30 protein-coding genes are annotated in these 23,828 nt (G+C 66.2%); 11 read left to right on the forward strand and 19 right to left on the reverse strand.

Features of this window, described 5'->3' with window-relative positions; genetic code table 11:
- The first annotated feature begins 236 nt into the window (after positions 1–236).
- Complete coding sequence (locus NP511_RS17385) at positions 237–686, forward strand: pyridoxamine 5'-phosphate oxidase family protein (RefSeq protein WP_049966463.1); 450 nt, start codon at positions 237–239, stop codon at positions 684–686.
- 236 nt (positions 687–922) lie between these two features.
- Here NP511_RS17385 and NP511_RS17390 read toward each other — a convergent pair whose 3' ends face one another.
- Positions 923–1,363 carry a universal stress protein gene (locus NP511_RS17390; protein ID WP_049966464.1) on the reverse strand — a complete coding sequence of 147 codons (441 nt, stop codon included), beginning with the start codon at positions 1,361–1,363 and terminating at the stop codon, positions 923–925.
- A 186-nt stretch (positions 1,364–1,549) separates the two neighbouring features.
- On the opposite strand from NP511_RS17390, the gene NP511_RS17395 reads away from it, so the two are divergent.
- The gene (locus NP511_RS17395; protein ID WP_049966465.1) at positions 1,550–1,966 is read left to right on the forward strand and encodes a CBS domain-containing protein; all 417 of its coding nucleotides are present in this window, start codon (positions 1,550–1,552) and stop codon (positions 1,964–1,966) included.
- A gap of 517 nt (positions 1,967–2,483) precedes the next feature.
- Complete coding sequence (locus tag NP511_RS17400) at positions 2,484–3,074, forward strand: nitrous oxide reductase accessory protein NosL (RefSeq protein ID WP_049966466.1); 591 nt, start codon at positions 2,484–2,486, stop codon at positions 3,072–3,074.
- A 33-nt stretch (positions 3,075–3,107) separates the two neighbouring features.
- Here the strand turns inward: NP511_RS17400 and NP511_RS17405 are convergent, their stop codons facing one another.
- From NP511_RS17405 to NP511_RS17445, 9 genes are all read right to left on the reverse strand, one after another.
- A complete protein-coding gene (locus NP511_RS17405; RefSeq protein ID WP_049966467.1) occupies positions 3,108–4,016 on the reverse strand; it encodes an ABC transporter permease in 909 nt (302 codons plus the stop codon).
- Positions 4,013–4,750 (reverse strand): ABC transporter ATP-binding protein, encoded by a 738-nt coding sequence (locus tag NP511_RS17410; RefSeq protein WP_049966468.1) that lies wholly within the window; start codon positions 4,748–4,750, stop codon positions 4,013–4,015. Before NP511_RS17410 ends, NP511_RS17405 begins: the two co-directional genes overlap by 4 nt.
- Positions 4,747–6,732, reverse strand: coding sequence for a NosD domain-containing protein (locus NP511_RS17415; protein WP_049966469.1), 1,986 nt, complete (start codon positions 6,730–6,732; stop codon positions 4,747–4,749). Before NP511_RS17415 ends, NP511_RS17410 begins: the two co-directional genes overlap by 4 nt.
- A gap of 240 nt (positions 6,733–6,972) precedes the next feature.
- Positions 6,973–8,097, reverse strand: a complete 1,125-nt coding sequence (locus NP511_RS17420; RefSeq protein WP_049966470.1) for an aminotransferase class V-fold PLP-dependent enzyme — start codon at positions 8,095–8,097, stop codon at positions 6,973–6,975.
- 98 nt (positions 8,098–8,195) lie between these two features.
- Positions 8,196–8,819: a class I SAM-dependent methyltransferase gene (locus tag NP511_RS17425; RefSeq protein ID WP_049966471.1), complete on the reverse strand. Its 624-nt coding sequence runs from the start codon at positions 8,817–8,819 to the stop codon at positions 8,196–8,198.
- An 8-nt stretch (positions 8,820–8,827) separates the two neighbouring features.
- Complete coding sequence (locus NP511_RS17430) at positions 8,828–9,040, reverse strand: YgaP family membrane protein (protein WP_049966472.1); 213 nt, start codon at positions 9,038–9,040, stop codon at positions 8,828–8,830.
- Between the two features lie 138 nt (positions 9,041–9,178).
- Positions 9,179–9,415: a hypothetical protein gene (locus tag NP511_RS17435; RefSeq protein WP_084158334.1), complete on the reverse strand. Its 237-nt coding sequence runs from the start codon at positions 9,413–9,415 to the stop codon at positions 9,179–9,181.
- Between the two features lie 5 nt (positions 9,416–9,420).
- Positions 9,421–10,767 carry an FAD-dependent oxidoreductase gene (locus NP511_RS17440; protein WP_049966474.1) on the reverse strand — a complete coding sequence of 449 codons (1,347 nt, stop codon included), beginning with the start codon at positions 10,765–10,767 and terminating at the stop codon, positions 9,421–9,423.
- A gap of 68 nt (positions 10,768–10,835) precedes the next feature.
- Positions 10,836–12,098 carry a heme-copper oxidase family protein gene (locus tag NP511_RS17445; protein WP_136396900.1) on the reverse strand — a complete coding sequence of 421 codons (1,263 nt, stop codon included), beginning with the start codon at positions 12,096–12,098 and terminating at the stop codon, positions 10,836–10,838.
- A 137-nt stretch (positions 12,099–12,235) separates the two neighbouring features.
- Here NP511_RS17445 and NP511_RS17450 point away from each other — a divergent pair, with 137 nt between their 5' ends.
- Positions 12,236–12,907, forward strand: a complete 672-nt coding sequence (locus NP511_RS17450; protein WP_049966475.1) for a helix-turn-helix domain-containing protein — start codon at positions 12,236–12,238, stop codon at positions 12,905–12,907.
- Between the two features lie 51 nt (positions 12,908–12,958).
- On the opposite strand, the gene NP511_RS17455 is transcribed toward NP511_RS17450, so the two are convergent.
- The gene (locus NP511_RS17455; protein ID WP_049966476.1) at positions 12,959–13,192 is read right to left on the reverse strand and encodes a hypothetical protein; all 234 of its coding nucleotides are present in this window, start codon (positions 13,190–13,192) and stop codon (positions 12,959–12,961) included.
- 240 nt (positions 13,193–13,432) lie between these two features.
- Between NP511_RS17455 and NP511_RS17460 the strand changes: the two genes are divergently transcribed.
- Together NP511_RS17460 and NP511_RS17465 are read left to right on the forward strand one after the other, a co-directional pair.
- Complete coding sequence (locus tag NP511_RS17460) at positions 13,433–13,873, forward strand: DUF302 domain-containing protein (protein WP_049966477.1); 441 nt, start codon at positions 13,433–13,435, stop codon at positions 13,871–13,873.
- Positions 13,874–13,875: 2 nt separating this feature from the next.
- Positions 13,876–14,436 carry a class I SAM-dependent methyltransferase gene (locus tag NP511_RS17465; protein ID WP_049966478.1) on the forward strand — a complete coding sequence of 187 codons (561 nt, stop codon included), beginning with the start codon at positions 13,876–13,878 and terminating at the stop codon, positions 14,434–14,436.
- A 67-nt stretch (positions 14,437–14,503) separates the two neighbouring features.
- On the opposite strand, the gene NP511_RS17470 is transcribed toward NP511_RS17465, so the two are convergent.
- The 4 genes from NP511_RS17470 to NP511_RS17485 all read right to left on the reverse strand — a co-directional run bounded on the left by NP511_RS17470 (position 14,504) and on the right by NP511_RS17485 (position 18,159).
- On the reverse strand, positions 14,504–14,806 hold the full coding sequence (locus NP511_RS17470) for a hypothetical protein (RefSeq protein WP_049966479.1): 303 nt from the start codon (positions 14,804–14,806) through the stop codon (positions 14,504–14,506).
- Positions 14,806–15,807, reverse strand: coding sequence for a cytochrome d ubiquinol oxidase subunit II (gene cydB / locus NP511_RS17475; protein WP_049966480.1), 1,002 nt, complete (start codon positions 15,805–15,807; stop codon positions 14,806–14,808). Before cydB ends, NP511_RS17470 begins: the two co-directional genes overlap by 1 nt.
- A complete protein-coding gene (locus NP511_RS17480; protein ID WP_049966481.1) occupies positions 15,800–17,224 on the reverse strand; it encodes a cytochrome ubiquinol oxidase subunit I in 1,425 nt (474 codons plus the stop codon). Before NP511_RS17480 ends, cydB begins: the two co-directional genes overlap by 8 nt.
- Before the next feature lie 209 nt (positions 17,225–17,433).
- Positions 17,434–18,159 carry a DsbA family protein gene (locus tag NP511_RS17485; RefSeq protein ID WP_049966482.1) on the reverse strand — a complete coding sequence of 242 codons (726 nt, stop codon included), beginning with the start codon at positions 18,157–18,159 and terminating at the stop codon, positions 17,434–17,436.
- Between the two features lie 107 nt (positions 18,160–18,266).
- On the opposite strand from NP511_RS17485, the gene NP511_RS17490 reads away from it, so the two are divergent.
- The 4 genes from NP511_RS17490 (at position 18,267) to NP511_RS17505 (ending at position 20,070) form a co-directional block, all read left to right on the forward strand.
- On the forward strand, positions 18,267–18,815 hold the full coding sequence (locus NP511_RS17490; RefSeq protein WP_049966483.1) for a hypothetical protein: 549 nt from the start codon (positions 18,267–18,269) through the stop codon (positions 18,813–18,815).
- The gene (locus NP511_RS17495) at positions 18,812–19,288 is read left to right on the forward strand and encodes a hypothetical protein (protein ID WP_049966484.1); all 477 of its coding nucleotides are present in this window, start codon (positions 18,812–18,814) and stop codon (positions 19,286–19,288) included. The genes NP511_RS17490 and NP511_RS17495 overlap by 4 nt, the downstream gene beginning before the upstream one ends.
- Before the next feature lie 156 nt (positions 19,289–19,444).
- The gene (locus NP511_RS17500; protein ID WP_006650523.1) at positions 19,445–19,807 is read left to right on the forward strand and encodes a winged helix-turn-helix domain-containing protein; all 363 of its coding nucleotides are present in this window, start codon (positions 19,445–19,447) and stop codon (positions 19,805–19,807) included.
- Positions 19,807–20,070, forward strand: a complete 264-nt coding sequence (locus tag NP511_RS17505) for a DUF7521 family protein (protein WP_006650524.1) — start codon at positions 19,807–19,809, stop codon at positions 20,068–20,070. The genes NP511_RS17500 and NP511_RS17505 overlap by 1 nt, the downstream gene beginning before the upstream one ends.
- Positions 20,071–20,083: 13 nt before the next feature.
- Here NP511_RS17505 and NP511_RS17510 read toward each other — a convergent pair whose 3' ends face one another.
- A complete protein-coding gene (locus NP511_RS17510; RefSeq protein ID WP_049966485.1) occupies positions 20,084–21,007 on the reverse strand; it encodes a sulfite exporter TauE/SafE family protein in 924 nt (307 codons plus the stop codon).
- A 332-nt stretch (positions 21,008–21,339) separates the two neighbouring features.
- Here NP511_RS17510 and NP511_RS17515 point away from each other — a divergent pair, with 332 nt between their 5' ends.
- The gene (locus NP511_RS17515; RefSeq protein ID WP_049966486.1) at positions 21,340–21,711 is read left to right on the forward strand and encodes a thioredoxin family protein; all 372 of its coding nucleotides are present in this window, start codon (positions 21,340–21,342) and stop codon (positions 21,709–21,711) included.
- A 373-nt stretch (positions 21,712–22,084) separates the two neighbouring features.
- Here the strand turns inward: NP511_RS17515 and NP511_RS17520 are convergent, their stop codons facing one another.
- From NP511_RS17520 to NP511_RS17530, 3 genes are all read right to left on the reverse strand, one after another.
- Complete coding sequence (locus NP511_RS17520; RefSeq protein WP_006179413.1) at positions 22,085–22,492, reverse strand: helix-turn-helix domain-containing protein; 408 nt, start codon at positions 22,490–22,492, stop codon at positions 22,085–22,087.
- A 102-nt stretch (positions 22,493–22,594) separates the two neighbouring features.
- Complete coding sequence (locus NP511_RS17525) at positions 22,595–23,635, reverse strand: sulfite exporter TauE/SafE family protein (protein WP_006650527.1); 1,041 nt, start codon at positions 23,633–23,635, stop codon at positions 22,595–22,597.
- Positions 23,635–23,781 carry a DUF7512 family protein gene (locus tag NP511_RS17530; RefSeq protein WP_006650528.1) on the reverse strand — a complete coding sequence of 49 codons (147 nt, stop codon included), beginning with the start codon at positions 23,779–23,781 and terminating at the stop codon, positions 23,635–23,637. Before NP511_RS17530 ends, NP511_RS17525 begins: the two co-directional genes overlap by 1 nt.
- Positions 23,782–23,828: the final 47 nt, after the last annotated feature.

Genomic DNA, 23,828 nt, shown 5'->3' on the forward strand with positions numbered 1-23,828 from the left:
GGGTTCGACCGACTCGAGGGCGTGTCTCGCGGCCGATCGGCTCGCTTCGGGACACGCTTGGCCGCCGCTATCGGAGCCGCTGAAACGAATGACAACGCTGTCGTGCGGTCGGGTGTGCAACGATTGTCAGTGGCTACGAGACGATCCCGGCAGGTCGGTGGCGACGTTCCCGTTCCCGTGATAGTACGGCCTCCAATAATAGGGGGACTTTTAGCCAGCGCATCGTCGGGGACCGTATGCAGGACCCTCGATGGCTGCAACTGAGCGAGGACGAACTAAACGAATTCCTCGGTCGCGGCGGGACCGGCGTCATCTCCTTCGCCACGGATCCCGACGAACCACCGGTTTCGATCCCCGTCTCGTACGGGTACAGCGCGGACGTGAAGCGGTTTTACTATCGACTCTCGATCCCACAGGACAGCAGAAAGGAGGACCTCGTGGACAACCCCGTCTCCTTCGTGACACACGACGAGACCGACACCGGCTGGCGAAGCGTCGTCGCTACGGGACGGCTTTCGGATACGGCCGATGCGCCGTACGAATCGACGGAAATTCAGGGGATGTGGGGGATCCAGATCCCGATCGTCGACGTGTTCGAGCGACCGCCGAGGGAGATGACGTTCCGCTATTTCAGCCTCGATCCGGACGAGATAACGGGGCGGAAAGAGGTCCGGACCGATGCGTAGCGAGCGGACGTCCATCAACGGCTCATACGGGCAACTGTCCCGATTCCCCGTGCAATCGCGGGACGGTCGGGTCTCGTCGGAACTGACGGACGGCAGTCCGTGTGATACGGTAACGCTGTTGGGCAGAACGACGTGAAGATCGGGCGCTCTGCTGTGGCCGTCGCCGGTAGGTCGCGAATTGGCGACCGACTTCGTAGAGGCTCCTGTCCGACAGTGTAAGCGACGGGCGTGTTCCGTTATCGAACGATCGTCACCGGGACTGGGGAGCGCCGAGTGACGGTTTCGGCCACGCTTCCGAGCAGGACACGAGTGACGCCGGACCGACCGTGACTTCCCATGACGATGTGATCGACGTCGTTTTCGTCGGCGTACTGGACGATCGTTCGAGCGGGCGGTCCAGTTTCGACCGCGGTGTCGATCGTGGTCGTCTCGAGAACTCCCGCTTCCTCCGCTCGGTCGCGCGCGTCTTCGCCGAGTTCGTTGCCCCGTTCGACGGCCTGATCGTGGATCTGTGGATCGTAGTAGCCGCCGCCCCCGTAGTCGCTGTAGACGCCAGCCATCGGATCGACGACGTGTAACGTCGTGATTCGCCCGCCGTCGTGATTCGAGACCGCGTGATCGAACGCGGCCCACGCTTGCGATGAGCCGTCCAACGGGACGAGTACGTGCGTTCCCATACGGGAGACACGTCAGCAACGCACAAGAAACCCGCCGGAAACGGCCCGCTCGCGATCGGTTCGAGCGCGACCGTCGAGGACTCGAGTACGGTCGCGTGACGGTCGTACCGACGAGAGAGTCCGCCGTCGTCACACTTGGGCCCCGAGACTAAGACGTCTCGCGTGGTCGGCCTATCCGGTGTCCTCATGCCGATCGATGACTTAGCCCGCAGCGATGTCGTAACGGCCGCACCCGACGCGTCGGTCCCCGAACTCGCGGCGATGATGGACGAGGAGAACGTCGGGAGTATCGTGATCACCGATGACGATGCGCCGGTGGGTATCGTAACCGACCGCGACCTGACTGTGCGCGTCCTCGCCGACGGGGCCGACGCCGAGCAGACGGCAACGGACGTAATGACCGAGGATCCCTGTACGATCGAACGGGACGGCGGGTTCTACGAGGCGACGGATCTGATGGCCGAACACGGCGTGCGCCGCCTCCCCGTCAGCGACGGCGACCAGCTCGTCGGCATCATCACGGCCGACGATCTGACGGAACTCATCGCCGACGAGGAACAACAGCTCGCGGATGTCATTCGGGCTCAGCGACCCGAGTACTGATCCCCGGCGATCTGTGGCCCGTCACCGTTCGCCGTCACGAGGCAACTCCGTTGGCGTGCGGCCGGCCTCGGCGACGACCGAGACACACCGACTCGTCCGCCGGTTGCTTGACGGTCGCCGGTGACGACGTGGTCGACTGCCGATCGTCCGGCAGTTCCGAACGCTCGAGCGCCTCGGACGGCCTCCTTTTTCGGAGCGTTTGTGTGTACTTGGGACAAGTCTGCCATCCGATTCCGTGGCCGGTGACGGCGCGCCCGCTTGCGACCGGTGCATGGTGAGGCCGCCGTAGACGACGGCCCGCTGACGAGCAGTGCTGCACCGAGTGCGATCGCCGGGTTGGCCGTCTCGCGGTTCCAGCGTTCCCGGTACGCCCCCGGTCTCGCGAACGGCAACCACGATCGAGCCGAGCAACAGCGCGGTGCCGGCGTCGATCTCGTGGTGGTTCCGTGCGGACGGCTGCACACTGTTTCGTCGATTGGACCAGACTCCACTTATCGGTCGCTACCCAAGGACGCACATGGACGAATACCACGGGAGTGACGGCGAACGAAGCGTGCCGCGTCGAACGATCCTCGCCGGATCGGCCCTCACCGGACTGGCCGCGCTGGCCGGGTGCCTCGACGGTGACGAGGCGAGCGGTCCCGACCCGGTCACGATCGAGGACGGGACGAACTGTGACAACTGCACGATGCCGATCGTCGACTACCCCGGACCGGTCGGGGAAGCGTTCTACGACGACGCCGAGGCGTTGCTCGACGAAGACCGTCCGGCACAGTTCTGCAGTTCCCTCTGTACGTACGCGTTCACGTTCGAACACGAGGACGATCAGGAGCCGAGCGTGACCTACGCGACCGATTACTCGAGCGTCGACTACGAGATCGATACCGACGGCGACGCGCCCGAAATCACCAGCCACGTCGAGGCGGACGACTTCGCGCCGATAACCGACCTCACGCTGGTCGTCGACAGCGAGGTCGAGGGCGCGATGGGGCCGTCGATGATCGGCTTTTCCGACTCCGACGACGCGGACGCGTTTCAGTCGGAACACGGCGGCGATCTCTACGAACACGGCGACGTGAGTCGCGACCTCGTGATGTCGATGATGTAGCGACCGACCCCACGACCGCGTTCGAAACGACGGCTACCGATTTATCGCGCCGGTCGCGACGGCGAGGGACCCGATCGTCCACACCGCGAGCCCCGCCAGACTCGCCGCGGGCGAGGCCGTCTGTGGCCCGGTTCCCGCCGCCGTTATGACGACGGTTTCGAAGACGAGCCCGCGGTACGCGCTGAGCGGGCTCGCCGCGAGCGCGTAGACGAGCGACGACTCGCCCAGATAGCCGCTTGCGAGGCCGTAGACGAGCGCGAGATCCAGCCCGACCAACACGACGACCAGCGCGACGACGGACAGCGCGAGGGCGCTTCGCGTTCCGCTTACGAGCGCCGAGATCGCGATCGCGACGGCGAGGATCGATAGCGCGAACAGCGCGGTCAACACGACGAACCGCGCGAACAGGAGCGGGGAGTCGGCACCGGCGTGCGACGCGTACCGGCTGAACGGTTCCTCGCGACCGACGACGACCGCGCCGCCGACGAGCAGAAGCGACGCGACGACCGTCCCGAGGAGCCCGACGGCCCTGCCGACGAAGACGCCGACGACGTGTTCGCGCGGTGCGATCGGATACGTCTCGAGGACGTCGAGTTCGCCCCGTCGGCGGTCGCCGAGGATCGCCCGGTAGCCGAACGCGACGGCCACGATCGGGACGAGCAACTCGAGCGGGGTCAGGAGATCGACGATCGTCGGGACGTAGCCGGCCCCGACGCCGCCACCCACCCACGCGATTCCCAGCAGGACGGCTGCGAACGCCGCTCCGAGGAGGACGAACGTCCGGGTCCGGGAGAGGGTTCTGAGTTCGCGGACGACGACGCGTTCGATCCGGCGGGTCGGCTTCGGCGCACGGTCGGCCGACCCTGAGGGCTCGAAGTCGGTCTCGTCGTCGGTCGCCGTCGTCGCGTCGTCGTCGCGGACCGAGCGTGGCGTGCCGGTCACGCGGTCTCACCCTGAACCCGAACGCGACTGAGGTCGCCGGTGATCGACGACTCGTAGACGTCCTCGAGCGACTCGACGCCGAGGCGATCGCAAAGCGCCGTCGGGCTCCCGCGTTCGACGACGGCGCCGTCGTCGAGGACGACCACCTCGTCGGCCGTCCGCTCGACGAGTTCGAGATCGTGCGAACTCACCAACACCGCGGTTCCGGTGGCGGCGAGTTCGTCGGCCACCGCGAACACGTGCTTGCTCATCCCCGGATCGAGTCCGGACGCGGGTTCGTCGAGGGCGACCAGCGGCGGGTCACCGATCGTCGCCTGTGCGATCCCGACGAGTCGCGTCATCCCCCCGGAAAGCGCCTCGACCCGACGCGTCGCGGCGTCTTCGAGTCCGACGCGCTCGAGTCGTGCCATCGCCTCGTCGCGTCCACCGCCGACGAGCGACGCGTAGAACGCGAGCGTTTCGAGGACGGAGAACCCGGGCCGAAACTCGGGCTGCTGAGGGAGATACCCGACCTCGCGGGCGGCCGCCGGCCCGTGATACGCGACTGACCCGCCGGTGGGTTCCTGGAGTCCGGCGAGCGTGCGAAGCAGCGTCGTCTTTCCGGTCCCGTTCGGACCGATCAGGGCCGTCACCGCGCCCGGTCGGACGGGGACGGATACGTCCTGTAGGATGGTCACGTCTCCGTACGCGAAATCGACGTTCGATGCCTCGAGTAGGGGTTGGGCTGTCGTCATGGTTCGATCGTAAGTGAGCCGTCGCAGGATCTGGCGCGATCGGCGTACTCGGTCCGTTCGAGCAGTTCCGGGTTGTTCGGTTCGCACGTGGGCTCCGTGTCGGTGACACTACCCGTCCGCATTCCGGACACCGACGCTTCGAACCCCGAGAGCGCGTCGAGCGCCGGCGCTCGGGCGAGCGTCGCTGCCCCGTCGGTGCGGTGCATCCGGCCGTCGACGGTGTCGGTCGGTGAATACGACCGGGACGGCGGGTCGCCGTCCGCGATACTGGTGGCCCCTTGCCAGTAGTTCCCGCGACCGTCGTACGTCCAGACGCGCAACGGTCCGGCGCCCGCGGTGGCGTGGTCGTCGTTGCCGACGAAGTCGTTCTCGACGACCCGGTTCGTCGGCAGTATCACCCGATCGTTGACCCCGACCCGGTTCCCCGCGAAGACGTTTCGCTCGTAGATCGAGCCGGACGCCGCAAGCTCCAGTCCGACGTCGTTGGCTTCGAGGACGTTCTCGGCGACGTACGTGTCCGAACCGCCGATGTAGGCGCCGACCTGTGAGCCCCTGATCTCGTTGCCGACGACCGCGTTCCGCTCGGGCCCCGTCATGACGTAGATCCCCGTATCGATGACGCCGTTCAGTCGGTTGTCCGTGAGTAGCGTGCCGTCGGTGTGCATCAAGTGGATTCCCAGTAGGCTTTCGTCGATCGTGTTCTCCCGGATCACGATCCCCTCGGATCGGTACGCGTAGATCGCGTCCCGCCCGTCGACGATCGTCGTTTCCTCGATCACGCCCGGCGACCGGAACGCCATGATTCCGGCGAACCCGTCCTCCCACCGTTCGTTGCCGCGGACGGTCGCGTTCCGAACGACCGTCTCCGGGCTCTCACGAAGGATGATCCCGTTCGAGGGCGTCTCGATCGTCACGTTCTCGACCGACAGCCCCGCGGCGACGTGGGCCGAGATCCCGGCGTCCGCACCGGTGTAGTACGTCAGGAACTTCTCGTCCCAGGCGTCGTCGTCGATTGCCTGTCCGGGGACGTCCTCGGCACCGGAGGTCAGCGGCCCGACGCCGGTGATCTCGAGGTCACGGATCCCGACCCGCGGTTCGGTGACGGTCACGACCGAGCCGTTGCCGTCGCCGCTGATCGTCGGCGTTCCGTCCCCGGCGAGCGTGATCGGCCGGTCGATCTCGAGGGTCTCCTCGTAGGTCCCCTCGGAGACCAGAACCGTGGTGTTTGCGGGGGCCTCGTCGATGCCCGCCTGGACGGTATCGACGATCGTGACGTTGGTGGGATCCCCGTCGATGCGCTCCCGAACGGCCTCGGCGTCCGCTCCGACGACGGTCGAGACCGGCCGATCGGTGCGGGCCTGCGTCGACTCGACGGTCGCATCGGCACGGCGGTCCTGCTCGGAAACGCGGTCGCGGACGCCGGTCACGTCGTCGGTGTCGAACGACTGCTCGAGGGTTTCGTCCCACGAATACACCTCGCCGCCGTGAGCCGTCGCGAACGCCGCCGCGTCCGCTCGGTCAGCGAACGAAACGACGGTCTCGCCCGACGGCGCTCGGGCCTCGCTGCCGACGACGAACCACGCGTCAGTGGCGTCGATCCACGGGAGCTGTCGGTTGGTGACCGGATATCCCTCCTCGTTCAACTCGACCGCCGCGTCGCCGTAGTCGGTGACGTACACCGCCAGCGGATAGCCAAAGCGCTGTTCGTGTCCGTCCTGCCGCTGGGCCTCGACGAACGTTTCGACGCCGTAGTAGCCGACGACGTACTGATACTGCGAGTAAAACGCCTGCGCTCGCGGGAGCGTGACGTTCTCGTCGAGTCGCTGTTCGTTCTCGAGCGTGAGTCCTACAGAAACGGTTTCGTCGAACGGGGCCGGTTCCGGGGGCGCCGGATCGGCGTCACCGACGAAGAGGCCACCGAGTCCGACGGTGCCAACGAGTACAATGGCAGCCAGTACGATCTCTCGAGATGGCCGGGACACAGGTATCCTTGGATCGTCGGCGAAAAAGCCCCTCTGGTCCGTCTATCGAAAGATCCCGGCAACAGCCGTGACACGGATCAGACGGAAGTCGGTTCCCTTCGGGGCGGCAGCTGCCCCCGGATCACGGATGTTTTGGTCCGGTCTCATACGGACCGTTGTCCGCGGTTCCGGTGCAACGGCGACCGTCCTGCGGTTACACTGCGAACTCGGGACGACGGTCCGTGTGAGCGGGCGATTCCGTTACCACTCCGGTTGCAGGGACTCGAGCAGCCGATCGACTTCGTTCTCGGTGTTGACGGCGTGGACGGACGCCCGAATCGCGTTCGGGGAAGGGAGGTCCCGCAGGACGATCCCGTCGGCGGCCAGCCGCTCGACCGTCGCCGCCGGGTCGTCGACATCGATCGTCACGAGCCCCGACTCCGGCGTCGACGGGCTGAGAAGGCGGTCGGCGGGGACACCGTCCGCCAGTCGGCCGGCGAGACGGCGAACGCGGTCTTCGGTCTCGACGTCGTCGATCGCGTCGATCGCTTCCCGGAGCGCGACGTGCGGTGCCGGGTTCGCCGATCCGACTTCGAACCGACGCGCGCCGGCCGCGTACTCGTAGGGGTCGGCCGACGGCGTCTCGACGCTTCGGTAGCCGACCGTCCGCGGCTCGAGACGCTCGGCGACGTCGCGGGCGACGTAGAGGAAGCCGCCGCCCCACAGCCCGAGCAGCCACTTGTGGCCGGCGGCGGCGACCGCGTCGGCACCCCACTCTCGGACGTCCATCGGCAACTGTCCGGGGACCTGCACGGCGTCGACGAGGGCGAGCGCACCGGCGTCGTGGGCGATATCGACCATGTCCGCCACGGGAAGCCGCGTCCCGTGGGTCCACGTGACCGCGCTGAAGCAGACGACGCTGGCGTCCGCGACGGCCTCGGCGAAGCGCTCGAGATCGACGCGACCGGCCTCGGTCTCGACGACGCGAACCTCGACGCCGTCCCGCTCGAGGCGTTGCCACGGGAGGATTCCGGCGGGGTGTTCGAGGTCCGTCCGCACGACGACGTCTCCGGGCTGCCAGTCGATCGCGTTAGCGACGGCGTTGATCCCGGCCGTCGTACTCTCGGTGAGCGCGATCTCGTCCGCGTCGGCGCCGACGAACGACGCGACCCGCTCTCGAGTGCGGTCGAACGCTCGAAACGCCGTCTCGTAGGGGTGGTCCCCGATCGGCGACTCGTACTCGTGTTCGCGGACGAACTCGTCGGCAGCGTCGACGACGTATTTCGGACTCGGCCCGTGAGCGCCGAAGTTGAGGTAGGTCCCCTGCTGGAGGGCGGGGATATCCGCCCTGAGTTCGGCGGGTGTCGTCGTCGTACTCGGTTGCATACTACTTCCTACGGACTCGTGTGGTAATAATATTGGGTGTGGGGCGAAATACTACTATGGGCGGTCGGACGCGTCTTGACACTGGGTCTCGGTCACCGTCAGTCGGTCGTCGATCCGCCCGTCGTCCGTTCGAACAGCAGTCCGTAGTGATAGGGTGGGAGTTCGATCCGCTCCACGAGGGAAAACGCCCCGCCGTCTAGCACGGCAGCGGCCGCGTCGTCGGGCGGCAACCGCAGGTCGGTCGGCGGTCCCCGCGGCTCGCCCGCGACGGTGGTCGTCTCGCGTGGCCGATCGTGCCAGTTGACGACGGCGAGGTGCCCGCTCGGTCGGAGTGACTCCGCCGCCTCCTCGACGAACGCCCGTTTGTCGTCGATACCGTGGAACGTGTTCGCGAGCAGGACGACATCGACCCGCTCCGGGAGCAATCGGGCCATTCGCCGCGCGTCGCCGTGAACGGGGACGACGTTCTCGATTTCCTGTCGTTCGGCGAGGCGGGTACACTCCTCGAGCAGCGACTCCTCGAGGTCGAGCGCGTAGACCGGTTCGGGAGCCGTGATCCGGGCGGCGGGAAGCGCGAAGTAGCCGTTCCCGCAGGCGACTTCCGCGACCGTCAGGCCGGGGGCGATCCCCAGACGACGGAGCGTCGCCCCCGGCGTCGGCCACAGTCTGCCCCACCAGTCCCAGTCGGGCTGGCCCGTATTTCGAAATCGTTCCGCGTCCATGGGTGGGGTTACGAAGACGTGTCGACGCCCAGAATCCGGTACAGGAGACAGGTTCGAGTCAGCGCCGTTCCGACCAGGACGCCCCCGATCAACAGCGCGACGGCACCTACTGCCGTCCCGAACTCGAGCGCGCCGACGAGCGTTGCGACGCCGACGGCGGCCAGTACCGCACCGCCGACCGCACGGACGTTCCGGTCCATCGTTCCGATATTGTGCTTCATGTCCACAAGTACGCACAGAACACCCTTAAACGTTTCTCGACTTCCGAGTTCCGGCGAGCTGTCGTAGCCACTGAAACGGTTGCCACACCGATCGCAACACTGCCGTGCGGTCGGGTGGGCAACGACTGTCAGTGGCCACTATGGCCGGACGTCCGCCCCGTCGGCCGCGGCCGCCCACCGTTCGGGGAGGCGCGCGTAGATCGTCGCGTTGCCGACGAGCGCGTCGACGGTCGTGTACTCGTCGATCGCGTGGACGGCGACGATCTCGCGCGTGTCGCCCGGCGGGTTCGCCGTGTCGATCGCCAGCAGATCGAGCGCGAGGGCGGCCAGCTCTCCGCGGCGGTCGGCGACGAACGCCTCGAGTTCGTCGGTCATCGCCGTCACTCGAGGTTCCCCGAGAGGACTTTCGCCGCCGTCAGGATCGGGTCCCAGACGGGGCTAAACGGCGGCGCGTAGGCCAGGTCCGCGTTCTGCAGTTCGGTCACGGTCATGTCGGCCGTCAGCGCCGTCGCGACCGTGTCGATCCGCTTCGCGCCGTCGCGACCGACGACGCTTCCCCCGAGCAGCCGGCCGCTCTCCCGATCGGCCAGCAGGGTGACGGTGAGTTCCGCGCCGTCGGGATAGTAGTGCGCGCGCGACGACGCCGAGATCGTCACCGAAGCGGGATCGAAGCCCGCCTCGCGGGCCCGCTCCTCGTCGACGATTCCCGTTCGGGCGGCCCCCAGTTCGAACGCCTTCACGATGGCCGTCCCCGCGATGTCGCCGACCGGCATGGGATCGCCGGTGACGGTCTGGCCGATCGCCCGGCCCGCGCGGTTGGCGGTCAGCGCCAGCGGCACGTGGTCCGGCTCCCCGGTCACGACGTGGGTCGACTCCGCGCAGTCGCCCGCCGCGTAGACGTTCTCGTCGTTCGTCCGACCGAACTCGTCGGTCGCGACCGCGCCAGTCGGCCCGCGTTCGATCCCGGCCGACTCGGCGAGGTCGGCGTTCGGGGCGACGCCCACGCCGACGATCGCGATGTCCGCGTCGACGGTGTCGTCCTCGAGTTCGACCCCGTCGATCCGCTCGTCGCCGACGAACCCCGACACGGCGGTCTCGAGGTGGAGATCGACCCCCTGCTCGCGCAGGTGGTCCTCGACGACCTCGGCGACCGGCTCGCCGAACGGCTGGAGGACGTGGGGCAACATCTCGTAGAGGTGGACGTCGGCCCCGCGGGCCGACAGCGCCTCGGCCATCTCGATCCCGACGTAGCCGCCGCCGACGATCGCGGCGGTCTCCGGGCCCTCCTCGGTGACGTAGTCCTCGATGGCGTCGGCCTCGTCCATGTCGTGGATCGTGAACACGCCCTCGAGGTCGAGGCCGTCGAAGGGCGGTTCGATCGCGCTCGCACCGGTCGAGACGAGGAGGTCGTCGTAGGACTGTTCGTACGTCCCGTCGTCGGCCTCGACCGTCACCGTCCGTCCCTCGCGGTCGATGTCGACGACTTCCGCGCCGGTTCGCAGGTCGATGTCCCGTTCTTCCCTGAACGCCTCGGGCGTCACGGTAACGAGATCGTCGAGGTCGTCGACCGCGCCTTTCACGTAGTAGGGCATCCCGCAGGCGGCGTAGGAGACCCACTCCCCTTTCTCGAAGACGATCACCGCTCGGTCGGGATCCTCGCGCTTTGCCTTGCTCGCGGCGCTCATTCCCGCTGCGTCACCGCCGATAACGACGAACGTCTCGTTCATATTCGGCGGTAGGGTCGCCGTGCGTAAAGTATTTTCCAAAATTCCCAATATTATACAAGTATGGTGGGCTATCCGAACGGGGTCTCCTCGAGCCGTCGCCGGACGGAACGCTCGCCCGCGAGGGCCGTCCAGAGATCGACGACGAACGCCGCCCATGCGGCGGCGAGCAGGAGATAGCCGCCGAGCGTGAGAAGCGATGCGACGCCGTCGGCCAGTGGCACGGCCGTCAACCAGAGGAGGAGCATCCCCGCGTTCGCGCTCCCGACCTGCCACCAGGACGGCTGCGGCGCCGTCTCGGCCGCCGCCGCGATCGCGTCGACGAACGCAGCCGGGTCCCGTCTGGCCGCGACCGCGACGACCGGGAGGAAGGCCATCGCCAGTTGCAACAGCCAGCCGAAGACGAGTCCGTTGATCGCCGCGCGTTCGATCGCGGCGGCCGGGACGGCAGTCGGGAACAGCAACACGAACGGGGCGATCGGGACCGGAACCAGCAGCCAGAAATACGCGCCCAACACGAGCGCGATCCGGCTGTCCTGCTGGCGATCGCTGTGCCGGTACGTCCCGACGACCGACGCGAGCAGCGCGCCGGTCCCGACCACGTAGATCACCAGTCCGCCGATCGTGAGTTCGTGCCGGGCGGTCCACGGCCCGACGACCAGCCCCGCCGCGCCGATCGTGAGTCCCCAGTACGTGACGGCTCGAGCGCGGGGGAACCGACGGTCGGTCCCCAGCAGTTCCGGGAGTACCGTCAGGAGGACGCCAGCGACGACGAGCGCGAGGAACCCCCAGACGTTGGCGTGGACGTGCGCCTCGAGCGACCCGAAGTAACCCCCCGGTCCGTGAACGCCGAACAGCATACCGAGCGCGGCCAGGATCCCGACGACCAGAAACCACGGCGCCGTTCGGAAGTACCGCGCCGAGCCGGCGGCCACGGTCGACGACGGCAGTCGAAACACCGTCACCAGCAACGACAGGAGCGCGCCGAGGACGAGAACCGCTCCGGCCCCAGCGGTGATCGTCGACCCCCTCGTCATCCCAACCAGCAGCAGCGGATAGCCGGCGTTCACCGACACCCATTGCAGCCATCGGCTTCGGCCGGCGGACGATCGCCGGCGAGTCGAACGCGCCGCGACGAACGCCGGCAGGGCACCGAACACCGCCTGGGTCAGCCCGCCGATCGTAACGAAGTGAACCGTCACCCACCGGAGGCGGGGGAGCGGCTCGAGGAGTCCGGCCTCGACGGTCAGCGTTCCGATCGCGGCGAGCAGGCCGACCGTCAGGTACACCCCTGCCATGAGGATGAACGGATCGTTCCGCGTCTGCATGTTCATAGTTGTGTCACTACTCTCGTGTTCGCCTCCCCGTCGCGTAGGCGTTCGGCCGTACGGGTAGCCCTCTCGCGAATATATAGCTGTACCACTACTATGTTAGTAGAGAACGTAAAAAGGCGCGACGAGTCAGGTCCTGTATGCCACGAGCCACGCTCTCGATCTCGTTGCCGGACGGGATCTGGATCCGAGACGTCTCGACGACGCATTCGGAGGCGGTCTTCGAGATCGTTACCGCACTCGCGGGCGAGCAGGCGGGGATCGCACTGCTCAACCTGACGACGGACGACCCGCTCCCGATACTGACGGCCATCGAGCAACGGTCCGACGTTGTCGACGTGGAACTGCTCTGGAAGCAGGAGGAGACGGCGCTCCTCCAGGTCGAAGCGACCAGTCCGCCGCTTCTCTTGCCGCTGTGGCAGGCCGGGGTGCCGATCAGACTGCCGTTTTCGATCCAGAACGGCGAAGCCACGTGGGAACTGGTGACGTCCTCGTCGCGATTTTCGGCTCTCGGGGAGGCCCTCGAGGCCGCCGGGATCGAGTACACGCTCGAATCCGTCGCCGAAATCGGGACGACGCAGGCGGACCGGCTGCTCACGGACAGACAACAGGAAGTAATGACGACGGCACTGGAAGCCGGCTATTACGCGACGCCGCGGGAGGCGACGTTGACGGACGTCGCCGATCGGTTGAACGTCTCGAAAGCGACGTGTAGCGACGTGCTACATCGGGCCGAGGGGAGCATCATCTCGTGGTTCGCCGACGAACAGTTCGGGCCGGCATCGGAGCCGCGATCACACCTCGAGCGGTGAACGACGGGAAGGGACGACAGGCGCGGCCGGTTCGGTTTCCGCGGGTTCGATTCAGGTGTCACAGTCCGAACAGCGGGTCCGAAACCGCAGTCCGATCCCGATCACGCCGATCGTGACGAGGGTGACCGCCAGTTGCACGACCCCGCTGCTCGCGTTCCCGGCCGCGGCTCCGCCGGCGACGGCAGCGGTCCCGCCGACCACCAGGCCGCCGGTTCCGAGACAACAAAGGCTCGCAACGCCCGCGAGTCCGAGAAGCGACCGTCGGGAGGCCGAGTCGGAGTCCATGCGTCGGTTTTCGATCGGGTGTGCGTAAATGTATTGGGGCGTTTTTCCGCCCTCGCGGACGGGACGGGGTCTCGGAACGAGCGAAGCAGCGGACCGTCGATTCGGTGACTCTCGACGAGGCGTCGAGACCGTGTCCCGGTCGGGAGGCGGCCTCGAAACGCCGACACGCGCCGAGCCGTTTTCGTGTGCGGAGACGAGCCGTCGAAAGGCATTTGTCTTAAACGCCCAATACTCCACACAATGGCGTTACCCATTGACCCGAGTCAGATCGATCCGGACGACATCGGTGCCACACAGACGACCCTCGAGATGGACCACGAGGAAGCCATCGAACACGTCCGCGAGGTGTTCACCGACGCCGGCTTCGGGGTCCCCGTCGAGTTCTCCCCGTCGGAACTGTTGAACGAGAAGGTCGACGCCGACCGCGACCCCTACTACGTCCTCGGGGCGTGTAACCCGGCAGTGGCCGACCGGGCGCTCGAGGCGACCGACGGGAAGATGGGCGGACTCTTCCCGTGTAACGTCGTCGTCCGGGAGGAAGCGCCCGGCCGCCAGCTGGTCTATCACGTCTCGATCATGCGGATCGCACGGCTCGTCGGGATGGCGCCGGACGACGACGAGATGGCCGATATAATCGCGGATACCGGCGAAATCGTCGACGACGCTTTCGAGGCCCTGTAACCGTGGGTCACCACACGTTCGACGCCGAGCGAGCGGACAAGTTAGAGGAAGCCGAGCAGCGATACCGGTTCGTCTCGGCCGAGGAACTGCTGTGGGCGCTCTCGCTTTCGCCGGACGACACCGTCGCCGACCTCGGGAGCGGGACCGGCTTCTTCACCGACGACGTCGCTCCACACGCTAGGGCGGTCTACGCGGTCGACCTGCAGGCGGCGATGCACGAGTACTACCGCGAGAAAGGCGTTCCGGAGAACGTCGATCTCGTGACCAGCGACGTGAGCGACCTCCCGTTCGACGACGGCGACGTCGACGCCGCGTTCTCGACGATGACCTACCACGAGTTCGCGAGCGACGAGGCGATCGCCGAGATCCGGCGGTCCCTCGCTCCGAACGGGCGACTCGTGATCGTCGACTGGGCGGCGACCGGCACCGGCGAGGCCGGTCCGCCGGTCGAGGAACGGTACAGTGCCGACGAGGCGGCGGACGCGCTCCGCGAGGCCGGGTTCGAGATCGAACACGGGGCCGTCCGTCCGGAGACGTTCCTGTTGATCGCGACGCTCGAGTGAGCAGGCAGTCCGCTCGACCGTGGTCGTTCGGGCGTTCGACGACCATGCGCCCGGCGTAGTCCCCGTTTTACTCCGTCGTCTCGGGTAGTCGATCCACCCGTGTCGCTCGAAGCCAGCCCTTGATCAGTTCGTTGACGTTGTGGAAGACGATCCCGACCGACAGGAGCGTCGTCATCAGATAGACGACGAACCCGGGCGGGCCGCCGACCGTCGCGCCGAGGAGGCCGCCGGTGATCCCGACGACCGTCAGCTCGAGCCACGTCAGCAGGACTCGAGAGCCGAGTCGGGGTTGCCGTCCGGTCGTCGTCCGGTCGCCGGTGCGGCCGTCGTCGCGAGCCGCGGGTCGACCATCATCGCCGTCGGCTGCCATCAGTACGACTCACCCGTTTCGATCGGCCCGCTGAACGCGGTGTAGAGGACCGCGAAGTAGACGAACACGAGCGGCAACAGGACGGCCGCGCCGACGGACATGAGATTGAGCTGCAGCGTCGAGACGATGGCCGTCTCGACCGTCAGTCCGGCCGCTCGATCGATGGACGGGTACATCAGGCCGGCGACGATGGCGACCAGCGCGAAGACCAGCCCCGCGGCCGCGCCGAACGCCACGTAGTAGCGGTCCGCCCGCGTCGCCGCCGCGTACGCGCCGGCGAACGCGAGCGTCGCGAGGACGAGCGCCAGCACCGGTGCCGAGAGCAGGGCCGACCGCAACGCCGGTTCGGCCACGTACACGGAGCCAAGCGCCGCGACGACGAGGACGAGGTACGCGCCGAGCGCGCGGTGGCCGTCCGTCTCGAGGTCGTCGCGTAAGTCGCCTCGAGTCTTCAGTCGGAGGAAGGCCACGCCGTCGACGACGGTGAGCGCGACGACGGCGAGACCGACGACCAGCGCCGGGAGGGTGACGATCGACGTCGCGCCGGTCACCCAGTTCGCGGTGAACATGCCCAGAAAGAAGGGGGCGGTGAGGCTGCCGACGACGAACGCCCGGCCCCACCAGCGCTGCCAGCCGTCGTCGTGGCGCTGTTCGTACATCTCGGGCGCGAGCCCTCGGACGATGAGCGCGCCCAGAATGGCGAACATCAACAGGTAGTGGCGGCTGAAGAGGTTGGCGTAGACCGACGGAAAGGCCGCGAACAGCGCGCCGCCGAAGACGACGAGCCACACCTCGTTGCCGTCCCAGAACGGCCCGATGGCCGCCAGCAACCGTTCGCGTTCGTCGTCGTCTTCGCGCGTCGCGAACAGCGCGCCGACCCCGAAGTCGAAGCCGTCCAGAAAGAGGAACATCGCGAGGATGAAAAACACCAGTCCGAACCAGAGGTCGGCCAGCGGGAGACCGAACAGCGGCTCGGTCGCGAGCGCGGCCGGCTCAGTCATCGGCGCTCACCTCCGACGCGGGCCGGTCCGACGCGTCCCGCGTCGCGAGGTCGTCCCCGTCCGGCGGGCCGGCCCGAACGATGCGGACGACGACATAGGTGTAGAGGGCCAGGAGGCCGAGGTAGACGACCGCGAACCCCACGAGCGTCACCGTCGCCTCGCCGGCGGTCAACCCCGGCGAGACGCCGTCTGTCGTCCGCAAAACGTCTTGTACGACCCACGGCTGGCGGCCGACCTCCGTGACGATCCAGCCCAGTTCGACCGCGACAATGCCGAGCAGCGTCGAGAGCATCAGGGCCTTGTGAAGGAGATCGTCCTCGAGGAGTTCGCCGCTCCACCAGCGGTAGCCGCCCCAGACGGCGAGCAGGACGAACCAGAACCCGAGACCGACCATCATCCGGAACGACCAGAAGACGATCGCCACGGGCGGCTGTTTTCCCTCGAACTCCTCGAGTCCCTGAATCGTCGCCTGCGGATCGCCGCCGCTCGCGAGCCACGACGCGCCGCCGGGGATGCCGATGCCGAAGATCTCCTTGGCCCGCGGATCCAGCAGCTGGTCGAGGCTGGTCGGGAACGCGACGATGTACTCGGGGACGTAGGAGTCGGTCTCCCAGACGGCTTCCATCGCGGCGAACTTCTGGGGCTGGGTTTCCACGATGTGTCGCGCGTACAGGTCGCCGTGTAGCACCTGCAACGGCGCGGTAACGAGCAACGCGATGAGGCCGAACTTGAGCGTTGTCTCCCAGAACGCGACGTTCTCGACCGGGTACTCCCAGACGTGGTGTCTGAAGACGAAATACGCGCCGAGCCCGGCCATAAACAGCGCGACGGACTCGACGGCGGCGTTTTGCATGTGGACGAACATCCAGGGGAACCGGGGGTTGGCGTAGGCCGCGACCGGATCGACCAGTTCGACGATCGTGTGGCCGTTCGCCGTCGTCAACTCGTAGCCCCGCGGGGTCTGCATCCAGGAGTTGGCGATCAGGATCCAGACCGCCGAGAGCCACGTCCCCAGTCCGACCGCGACCGCCGACACCATATACAGCGCGTTCCCGACCCGCTCGCGCCCGAAGACGAAGATGCCGAGAAACGTCGCCTCGAGCATGAACGCCATCATGCCCTCGAGCGCGAGCGGGCCGCCGAAGAGTTCGCCGGCAGTCGTCGAAAACGCCGCGAAGTTGGTCCCGAACTCGAACTCGAGGACGATACCGGTCACGGTGCCGACAACGAAGCTGACGGCGAAGATCCGCGTCCAGAACCGGCGCAACTGCTCGTAGATCGGCTCGCCGGTGCGGATGTCCTTCCACGTGAAGTAGACGAGGAAGGGGGCGAGCCCCATGCTCATCACCGGGAAGATGATGTGAACGATCGTGGTGAGCGCGAACTGCAGCCGACTGCCGAGGACTGGGTCGATCATGGCTGTTGGGAGCGGAACCTGTTGTCGGTCGTCCGTCCGTTCTCGTGAACCGCGAGCGGCGTCGATTGGATCTCGGTCCTGCCGGGAAGTAGGGCTTGGGGTACGAACGTCGAAACAGCGCCTGACGCGGCCGTTTGCCGACGCAATGCCGATAGCCCGGACGACCGCCGAGCCCGTCGGACGGACGCCGGATCCGACGCCGTTCGGTGCTACGCGTCCCTGACCCGTTCGATCGCGTCGTCGAACCGTTCCGGCGGCTGGGCACCGGTGAGCGATCCCGCCGCCTCGGACTCCGGATCGAAGACGACGAACGACGGCGTGCCCGAAATACCGAACTCGGTCGCCCGTTCCGCATCGGCTTCGACCGCGGCTTCGAACTCCGACCGTCGGTCCTCGAGACACGACTCGAGGGCGTCCGCGTCGACGCCGTCGACGGAACGGGTGTACTCGAGGAGGTTGTCCGTCGACGCCCACCCCGAGTTCTTCTCGCCCTGTTCGTCGAACACCGCCGTATGCCAGTCCCAGTATGCGCCGGGATCGTCGTCGCGAACCCGCTCCCAGACGCACTTGCCGGCAACCGCGGCGGTCATCGAGTCCGCACCGAAATAGGGCACCGAGACGAAGACGATGCGAACGTCACCCGGTTCGACGTACTCCCGAACGAGGTCGGGGAGCGTCTCCCGTTCGAACCGCTCGCAGAACGGGCACTGGAAGTCGGTCCAGTAGTAGATCTCGAGCGGTGCCGCTCGCGAGCCCATGATCGGCTTGCCGCCGAGATCGACGCCGAACGCTGACGTCTCGTCGCTCGAGTGAAACGACGGGGAGAGATGCTGTGCGGTGTCGTCGGATCGCGTGAGATAGTAGGCGCCACCGGCGCCGAGTGTCACGACGGAGCCGGCGAGGAACGCGCGACGGGATGGCTGCTCGAGTGACATCGGTGTTGCCGAGCGTTTCTGGTCCGTGTTCCTAACGGAATCGCCGATTTGCTGGGTCAGCAAATCGGAGTTGGTGATTTCAGGTCGTCTCCCGTCGATCCGATCGGATGACTATGCGCGCCGCGGGCCGGGAGTATCTGACGAACCTCATCGCAGCGGTCTCGTATCCGTTCGAAACGTGGCGGGGGACGATCGGTTTCGTTGCCGTCGCGGCCGCCACCTACGTCCTCTTACTCCTGAGTACGATGCCGGCGTTCTCGCTCCAGATGCTCGGCGACGGCCTCCACTGGTTCGAGTACGTCGTCGTCTCACTTACGGAGACGGTGTACCGCACCGACGGCTGGACCGGACTCGGGATCGTCGTCCTCTACGCGCTGCTGTCGGGGATCGCCGTCGTCAACGCCGTCACACAGCTGCGAATCGTCGGCGTCTCGAGTCTCGCCGACCTCTCGGGAGTCGTCCCCGGACTTCTCGCCTCTGGCTGTGCGAGCTGTGGTGCCGGTCTCCTCGGTTTTCTCGGGTTCGCCGGAGGCCTCGCGACACTCCCGTACGACGGCGCGGCGCTTCGCGTCGCCGGGCTCGTGCTGTTGCTGTTCTTTCTCGGCCGGACGGGCCATCCCGAACGGTGTGTCATCGCGACGGAGGGGGCGAAATGACGGGCCGGGGATTCCTCCGACCGATCCGCTCGGATCGCCGGGCGATGGGGTACGGAGCGGCCGCTGGAATCGGCGTGTTCCTGCTGTTCGGACTCGTCACCGGCCTGATTCCGAACCCGCTCTACGTTCGGATGGTCCCGCGGACGCCCGTCGACTACCTGTTCCTGACGTCGACCGCACTGCTCGCCGGCGTGTACACCGCACAGCGGCTGGCGACCGAGCGAGTCGAACCCGGGCTCGAGGACGGCGACACGAGCGGCGAAGATCGCCTGGCGCTTGGCGGTCTCGTCGGCGGGTTTCTGGCAGTCAGCTGTCCGATCTGTAACGTCGTTTTGCTCGCGTTGTTCAGTTCCTCCGCGATAATGACGTACGTCGATCCGTTACGACCGGTTTTCGGGGCCCTCTCAGTGGTCCTGCTGCTCGGGCTGATCTACGTCCGCCACAGCCGGACGTGTCCGACCTGTGCCGTCTGATCGGTTTTGAACTGCGTTCGAACAGCCGTCCGCCCCGACGAGTCGCTATGACGGCATCTCACCGACGCCGCTCGAAGGGCAATACAAGACGGTTGCGGTGATTTGCCGGGTCAGCGAATCGTGGCCTATTTGCCGCTGAACGAGAGGGTCTCTCGTGTGCAACCCGGTGGTTCCTCGGACTCGGCGGCGATCTTCCAGCTCCTCGCGGACGAGTACGCACGGAAGATACTCCTCGCCGCCGATCGGGGCGGACCGAAGACAGCGAAGACGCTCAGCGAGGAGTGTGACGCCTCGCTGACGACGGTTTATCGCCGTGTGTCGACGCTGCAAGAATACGACCTCATCGAGGAATGCAGAACCGTCGACGCGGACGGCTCTCACCGAAGCGAGTTCGAAACCACACTCGAGGAACTCCACGTCGACGTCACCGACGGACAGCTCTCGCTGACGATGGAGACACGCGACGAACTCGCCGACAACTTCACCGACCTCTGGCGCGGGATCCGGGGTGACGAGTAATGGACGCGTCGTTCCTCCTCGCCAAACTGATTACGCTCGCTTTGAGTCTCGTCGTCGCGTATCTGGCGTTTCACGGCTATCGCCGGAGCGGACGGACGCCGATGCTGTACGTCTCCGGCGGATTCGTCTTCATCGGTGCCGGGGCGATCTGTGAGGGACTCATCTATCACGTGTTCGGGACGACGATCGCGTCCGCCGCCCTCGTGCAGGCTGTCATCGTCTCGAGCGGGATGGGGCTCGTTTTGCTCTCGCTGACGAAGTGACGTTGCCCCGAATCTAGAAGAACAGTGCCGGCACGGTGTTCCGGAAGATGTTAAGCGAGATGACAAACAGGAGTCCGACGACGAACCAGTCGAACGTTCGCTCGTCGAACTCGAAGCGCCGGAGGTACGTACCCAGCAACAACCCGACGATGGTAACCACTGCGATCATCGAACCGAGCCAGAGCCGGTAGGTCGTCAGGAGGTCGGTGAACAGCGCCATCTGCACGAGACGGACCGTGAAGATCGTCCCGAGTACCATCGACAGTCCGCCGATGTATCGCTCGGTGTCGCGTTCGAAGGTGTGGAAGTACGCCGGGAGGAGCGGCCCGAGGTTCGCGAACGCAAGCAGGAAGCCCTGAAAGAACCCGGCGGCACCGAGTGCGAACGGGTGGTGGGCTTGCTCGACCGTGACGAAGTTCTGTACGAACTGAAAGGCCACGTAACCGAAGAGGACGAGACCGATGACGAACGCGACGATCGGGCCGACGCTGAACGTCGCGAGCGCCGCAACGCCGACGATGGTCCCCGCGATCGCGAGTACCAGCAGCGTCCACTCCTCGCGAACGAACGCCCGTCCCGTCCCGGTTTCGGCGATCTGGAACATGTTGAGCATCCACGGCGGGATCGCCAGGACGACGACGGCGACGGTCGGATCGATCACCGACGCGACGATCGGCGTCATGATGAGCGAGTAGCCGAACCCGGTCATGCCCTTGACGGCGCCGGCGACGATCGCGACCAGGACGATCCCAGCGAGCAACCCGACCGAAAGGTCGGACTGGACACCGTTCCCGACGTTCTCGAATCCGGGGAAGAAGACGACCGCGGCGACGAGAACGGCCACCGTCGCGCCGACCATCGTCACTTCCCGGTATCGGAACGCGAGGAGGTTGGTGAGAAACTGTTCGACGTCGACTCTGGATTCGGAGGCACTCATGCTAGTTCGAAGGTTGGTGGAGACGGGACGGGACCGTCGTTTGCAGGCAATCATCGGGCCCGACGTATTCGACTGTGCGATACGGCGAGATTCATCATCGCTCGAGTCACCGGTAGTCGGCGCACGTCTCGAATCGGGCCTTCTCGAGGGCATTCACGAGGGGTTCCCGGAAATCCACGCGTCATAGATGGCGGCGATATTCACTGCCTCCTCCGACCATGGCGGGGCGTCACCGTCGACCGCGTTCAATCAGTGGCTCGGTCTAGCAAGAGCAACTAGTATTGTATGGTGGACACAAAACACTGAAATACGTTCAGGGCCTACCAACAGTGATGACCGACTCAACGCCGCCGGAGTCAACCGGCAACGGCCCCACGACCCGAAGCCCCGTCCAGTTGACCGACGGGACCGACTACGACGAACTGCTCGCGACACACGACCTCGTCTTGCTCGAGTTCGTCACGTCCGGCTGTGGTATCTGCGCGTCCATGGAGCCGGTACTCGGTGTGGTCGCACGCAGCGCACCGGGAGTCGTCGCGACGGTCAACGCCGGTCACGTCCCGGATCTCACCGCCGAATTCGACGTTCGGAGCGTCCCGACGCTCGTCGTCCTGCGTGACGGCGAGGCGGTCGCTCGCTTCGACGACGGCTTCCAGCAGGCCGACACGCTCGTCGACGCGCTCGAGACACACGCAGTGCAGTAACGCGGCCGCATTCGGCCGGTCGCTTCTTTTTTCCGTAGCCGTCTTCGGTCCCGACTCGAGACTGACGCGGTTCACTGGTCGGTCTCGTCGATGCGTCGAGCGACTGTCGTCGGACCGACCCGATCTTTCTCAGAAACGCCATACCTACGCTATCGCGGATCTCGGTTCGTCGGTCGGATCCGTCGAGTATGGTACTCCCGACCGGAAAGTCCCGTCCCTTGCTTTCTCACGAGGGGCGTCCGCTGCCGGCGGCCGGACTGGAGACGGGGTCGAATCAAGCGTTCGATTGCTACTTCCGCTACAGCCGCGGGCTTTCGCGGGGCTACTGCTGTGAGAAGACGCGTATAATTAGCGGATATCGACCGGGAGACGGTTAGCTCTGGGCAGGAATCTCGGTATCGGCCTCCGCATGTTCGTACTTGTCCTCGAACTCCTGGATGAGTTGCCCCATCTTCGCGTACCAGTCGTTTAGCTTTCGCTGCATGTCGTTTGCGATCTGGGTCGGGTCCGTCGGGTAGTAGACGTGATAGTACCCGCCCTGATCGTAGTTGATCTGCTCTTTTTGGATGAACCCGCTCTTGAGCAAGCGCTGGATCGATCGGTACGCGGTCGAACGCTCGCGGTCGACCCGATCGGCGACCTCGTCGATCGTCAGCGCTTGCTCGCTCTCGACGAGGACGCGAAAGCAGTCCTTGTCGAGTTGCTTGAGTCCGTGGATACACTCCAGTAACCCCTCACACTCCATGTCCTGCTGTAGTTGCTCTGCCATCGAGTTTGCCATGTTACTATCCGGTGATAGGGGCCGCATCGCTATAAGGGTTGTGTGAATATCGTGCAATCTCGATGAACTGCGATGAAACGCAACGAGCGGCGGAGAGCGTCCTCAGTCCGCCGACGGTACGGACGCGTTCGCCTGTGCGCGCATCTCCGTCACAGTGCTGTAGATCACGGCCCCGCTGACCATGAACGCCGAGAGCAGGATCAGGGCGAAGCCGACGGTGTTGAAGATCTCGATGGCGAAGTAGTCGCCGGCCTGCTGGAACGCCACGGCGATCGACCCGCCCAGGAGCATCAGTCCGAAGTAGATCTTGATGTCGTCTTCGTTGACGATGCTGGTCGCGGCCGAACCGATCCTGGCGCCCAGCGCGCTCCCTGCGAGCAGCGGCGCGACGATCGAGAGGTCGACGCCGCCTTCCATCCCGTAGAGGAACGACCCGATCCCGCCCGAGAACACGATCTCGAAGAGGTCGGTCCCGACCGCGACGGGGACCGGTACCCCGATGAGGTAGAACATCGCGGGCATCCGGATGAAGCCGCCGCCGACACCCAGGAAGCCCGACAGCAGTCCCGTCGCGAACGCGACGCCAAGGACCATCCACAGCGAGACCTGGATGCCGCCCGCGATCGTCATCATCGGCGGGACGCGGTAGGACTGGATCTTCTTCGCGATGTCGGGGATCGCGTCCGGATCGATCTCGTCGTCGGCCGCGTCGTGGTGGCCGCCACCGGACCCACTACTGCCGTCGTTTTTGAGCGCGTTCCGCGTGACGAACACGCCGATCGCGCCCAGCAGGACGACGTACGTGATACCGATGACACCGCTGGCGAGGCCGAGATCCTCGAGGTAGAACACCCCGATTCGCCCGACCTCGATACCGACCGATGTCCCGACGATCATCAACCCGCCGAGTTTGTAGTCGACTTGGCCCAGGTCGTGGTGCTTGAGCGTCGCGATGACTGCCGTCCCGAAGACGAAAGCCATCCCGCTCCCGACGGCGACTCTGGCGGGATACCCCATCACGAGCAACGCGGGCGTGACGAGGAACGAGCCGCCCATCCCGAAGAAGCCGAACAGGACGCCGACCATGAAGCCGAAGCTCACGAACAGTACGAGCGTCGTCAGTGCGATTCCAAACGGTTCCATTATGCGTGTTTGATCCGTTCAACGACCGGCGTTGCGACTCGCTCGAGCGCGCCGTACCCGACGTAGAGGACGAACGCCTCGAGGAGGACGGCACCGACGAGGGCGCCTGCCTGTACTGCTGACGAAGACGTGGCGAGATCGATCATCGGGATCGACCACCGCCGTTCGGTTGTGTACTTCTCATGGGTTTCTG

Source organism: Natrinema thermotolerans (assembly GCF_031165565.1).
Taxonomy (GTDB): domain Archaea; phylum Halobacteriota; class Halobacteria; order Halobacteriales; family Natrialbaceae; genus Natrinema; species Natrinema thermotolerans.

What these genes read in the sequence shown, in the direction of transcription:
- NP511_RS17395 (WP_049966465.1), top strand. Translation starts at nt 1,550, where the DNA reads ATGCCGATCGATGACTTAGCCCGCAGCGATGTCGTAACGGCCGCACCC.
- cydB (WP_049966480.1), bottom strand. Translation starts at nt 15,807, where the DNA reads ATGACTGAGCCGGCCGCGCTCGCGACCGAGCCGCTGTTCGGTCTCCCG.
- NP511_RS17400 (WP_049966466.1), top strand. Translation starts at nt 2,484, where the DNA reads ATGGACGAATACCACGGGAGTGACGGCGAACGAAGCGTGCCGCGTCGA.
- NP511_RS17525 (WP_006650527.1), bottom strand. Translation starts at nt 23,635, where the DNA reads ATGGAACCGTTTGGAATCGCACTGACGACGCTCGTACTGTTCGTGAGC.
- NP511_RS17410 (WP_049966468.1), bottom strand. Translation starts at nt 4,750, where the DNA reads ATGACGACAGCCCAACCCCTACTCGAGGCATCGAACGTCGATTTCGCG.
- NP511_RS17515 (WP_049966486.1), top strand. Translation starts at nt 21,340, where the DNA reads ATGACCGACTCAACGCCGCCGGAGTCAACCGGCAACGGCCCCACGACC.
- NP511_RS17445 (WP_136396900.1), bottom strand. Translation starts at nt 12,098, where the DNA reads ATGAACATGCAGACGCGGAACGATCCGTTCATCCTCATGGCAGGGGTG.
- NP511_RS17495 (WP_049966484.1), top strand. Translation starts at nt 18,812, where the DNA reads ATGACGGGCCGGGGATTCCTCCGACCGATCCGCTCGGATCGCCGGGCG.
- NP511_RS17425 (WP_049966471.1), bottom strand. Translation starts at nt 8,819, where the DNA reads ATGGACGCGGAACGATTTCGAAATACGGGCCAGCCCGACTGGGACTGG.
- NP511_RS17420 (WP_049966470.1), bottom strand. Translation starts at nt 8,097, where the DNA reads ATGCAACCGAGTACGACGACGACACCCGCCGAACTCAGGGCGGATATC.
- NP511_RS17435 (WP_084158334.1), bottom strand. Translation starts at nt 9,415, where the DNA reads ATGACCGACGAACTCGAGGCGTTCGTCGCCGACCGCCGCGGAGAGCTG.
- NP511_RS17430 (WP_049966472.1), bottom strand. Translation starts at nt 9,040, where the DNA reads ATGAAGCACAATATCGGAACGATGGACCGGAACGTCCGTGCGGTCGGC.
- NP511_RS17385 (WP_049966463.1), top strand. Translation starts at nt 237, where the DNA reads ATGCAGGACCCTCGATGGCTGCAACTGAGCGAGGACGAACTAAACGAA.
- NP511_RS17460 (WP_049966477.1), top strand. Translation starts at nt 13,433, where the DNA reads ATGGCGTTACCCATTGACCCGAGTCAGATCGATCCGGACGACATCGGT.
- NP511_RS17485 (WP_049966482.1), bottom strand. Translation starts at nt 18,159, where the DNA reads ATGTCACTCGAGCAGCCATCCCGTCGCGCGTTCCTCGCCGGCTCCGTC.
- NP511_RS17520 (WP_006179413.1), bottom strand. Translation starts at nt 22,492, where the DNA reads ATGGCAAACTCGATGGCAGAGCAACTACAGCAGGACATGGAGTGTGAG.
- NP511_RS17440 (WP_049966474.1), bottom strand. Translation starts at nt 10,767, where the DNA reads ATGAACGAGACGTTCGTCGTTATCGGCGGTGACGCAGCGGGAATGAGC.
- NP511_RS17450 (WP_049966475.1), top strand. Translation starts at nt 12,236, where the DNA reads ATGCCACGAGCCACGCTCTCGATCTCGTTGCCGGACGGGATCTGGATC.
- NP511_RS17530 (WP_006650528.1), bottom strand. Translation starts at nt 23,781, where the DNA reads ATGATCGATCTCGCCACGTCTTCGTCAGCAGTACAGGCAGGCGCCCTC.
- NP511_RS17505 (WP_006650524.1), top strand. Translation starts at nt 19,807, where the DNA reads ATGGACGCGTCGTTCCTCCTCGCCAAACTGATTACGCTCGCTTTGAGT.
- NP511_RS17455 (WP_049966476.1), bottom strand. Translation starts at nt 13,192, where the DNA reads ATGGACTCCGACTCGGCCTCCCGACGGTCGCTTCTCGGACTCGCGGGC.
- NP511_RS17480 (WP_049966481.1), bottom strand. Translation starts at nt 17,224, where the DNA reads ATGATCGACCCAGTCCTCGGCAGTCGGCTGCAGTTCGCGCTCACCACG.
- NP511_RS17510 (WP_049966485.1), bottom strand. Translation starts at nt 21,007, where the DNA reads ATGAGTGCCTCCGAATCCAGAGTCGACGTCGAACAGTTTCTCACCAAC.
- NP511_RS17390 (WP_049966464.1), bottom strand. Translation starts at nt 1,363, where the DNA reads ATGGGAACGCACGTACTCGTCCCGTTGGACGGCTCATCGCAAGCGTGG.
- NP511_RS17470 (WP_049966479.1), bottom strand. Translation starts at nt 14,806, where the DNA reads ATGGCAGCCGACGGCGATGATGGTCGACCCGCGGCTCGCGACGACGGC.
- NP511_RS17490 (WP_049966483.1), top strand. Translation starts at nt 18,267, where the DNA reads ATGACTATGCGCGCCGCGGGCCGGGAGTATCTGACGAACCTCATCGCA.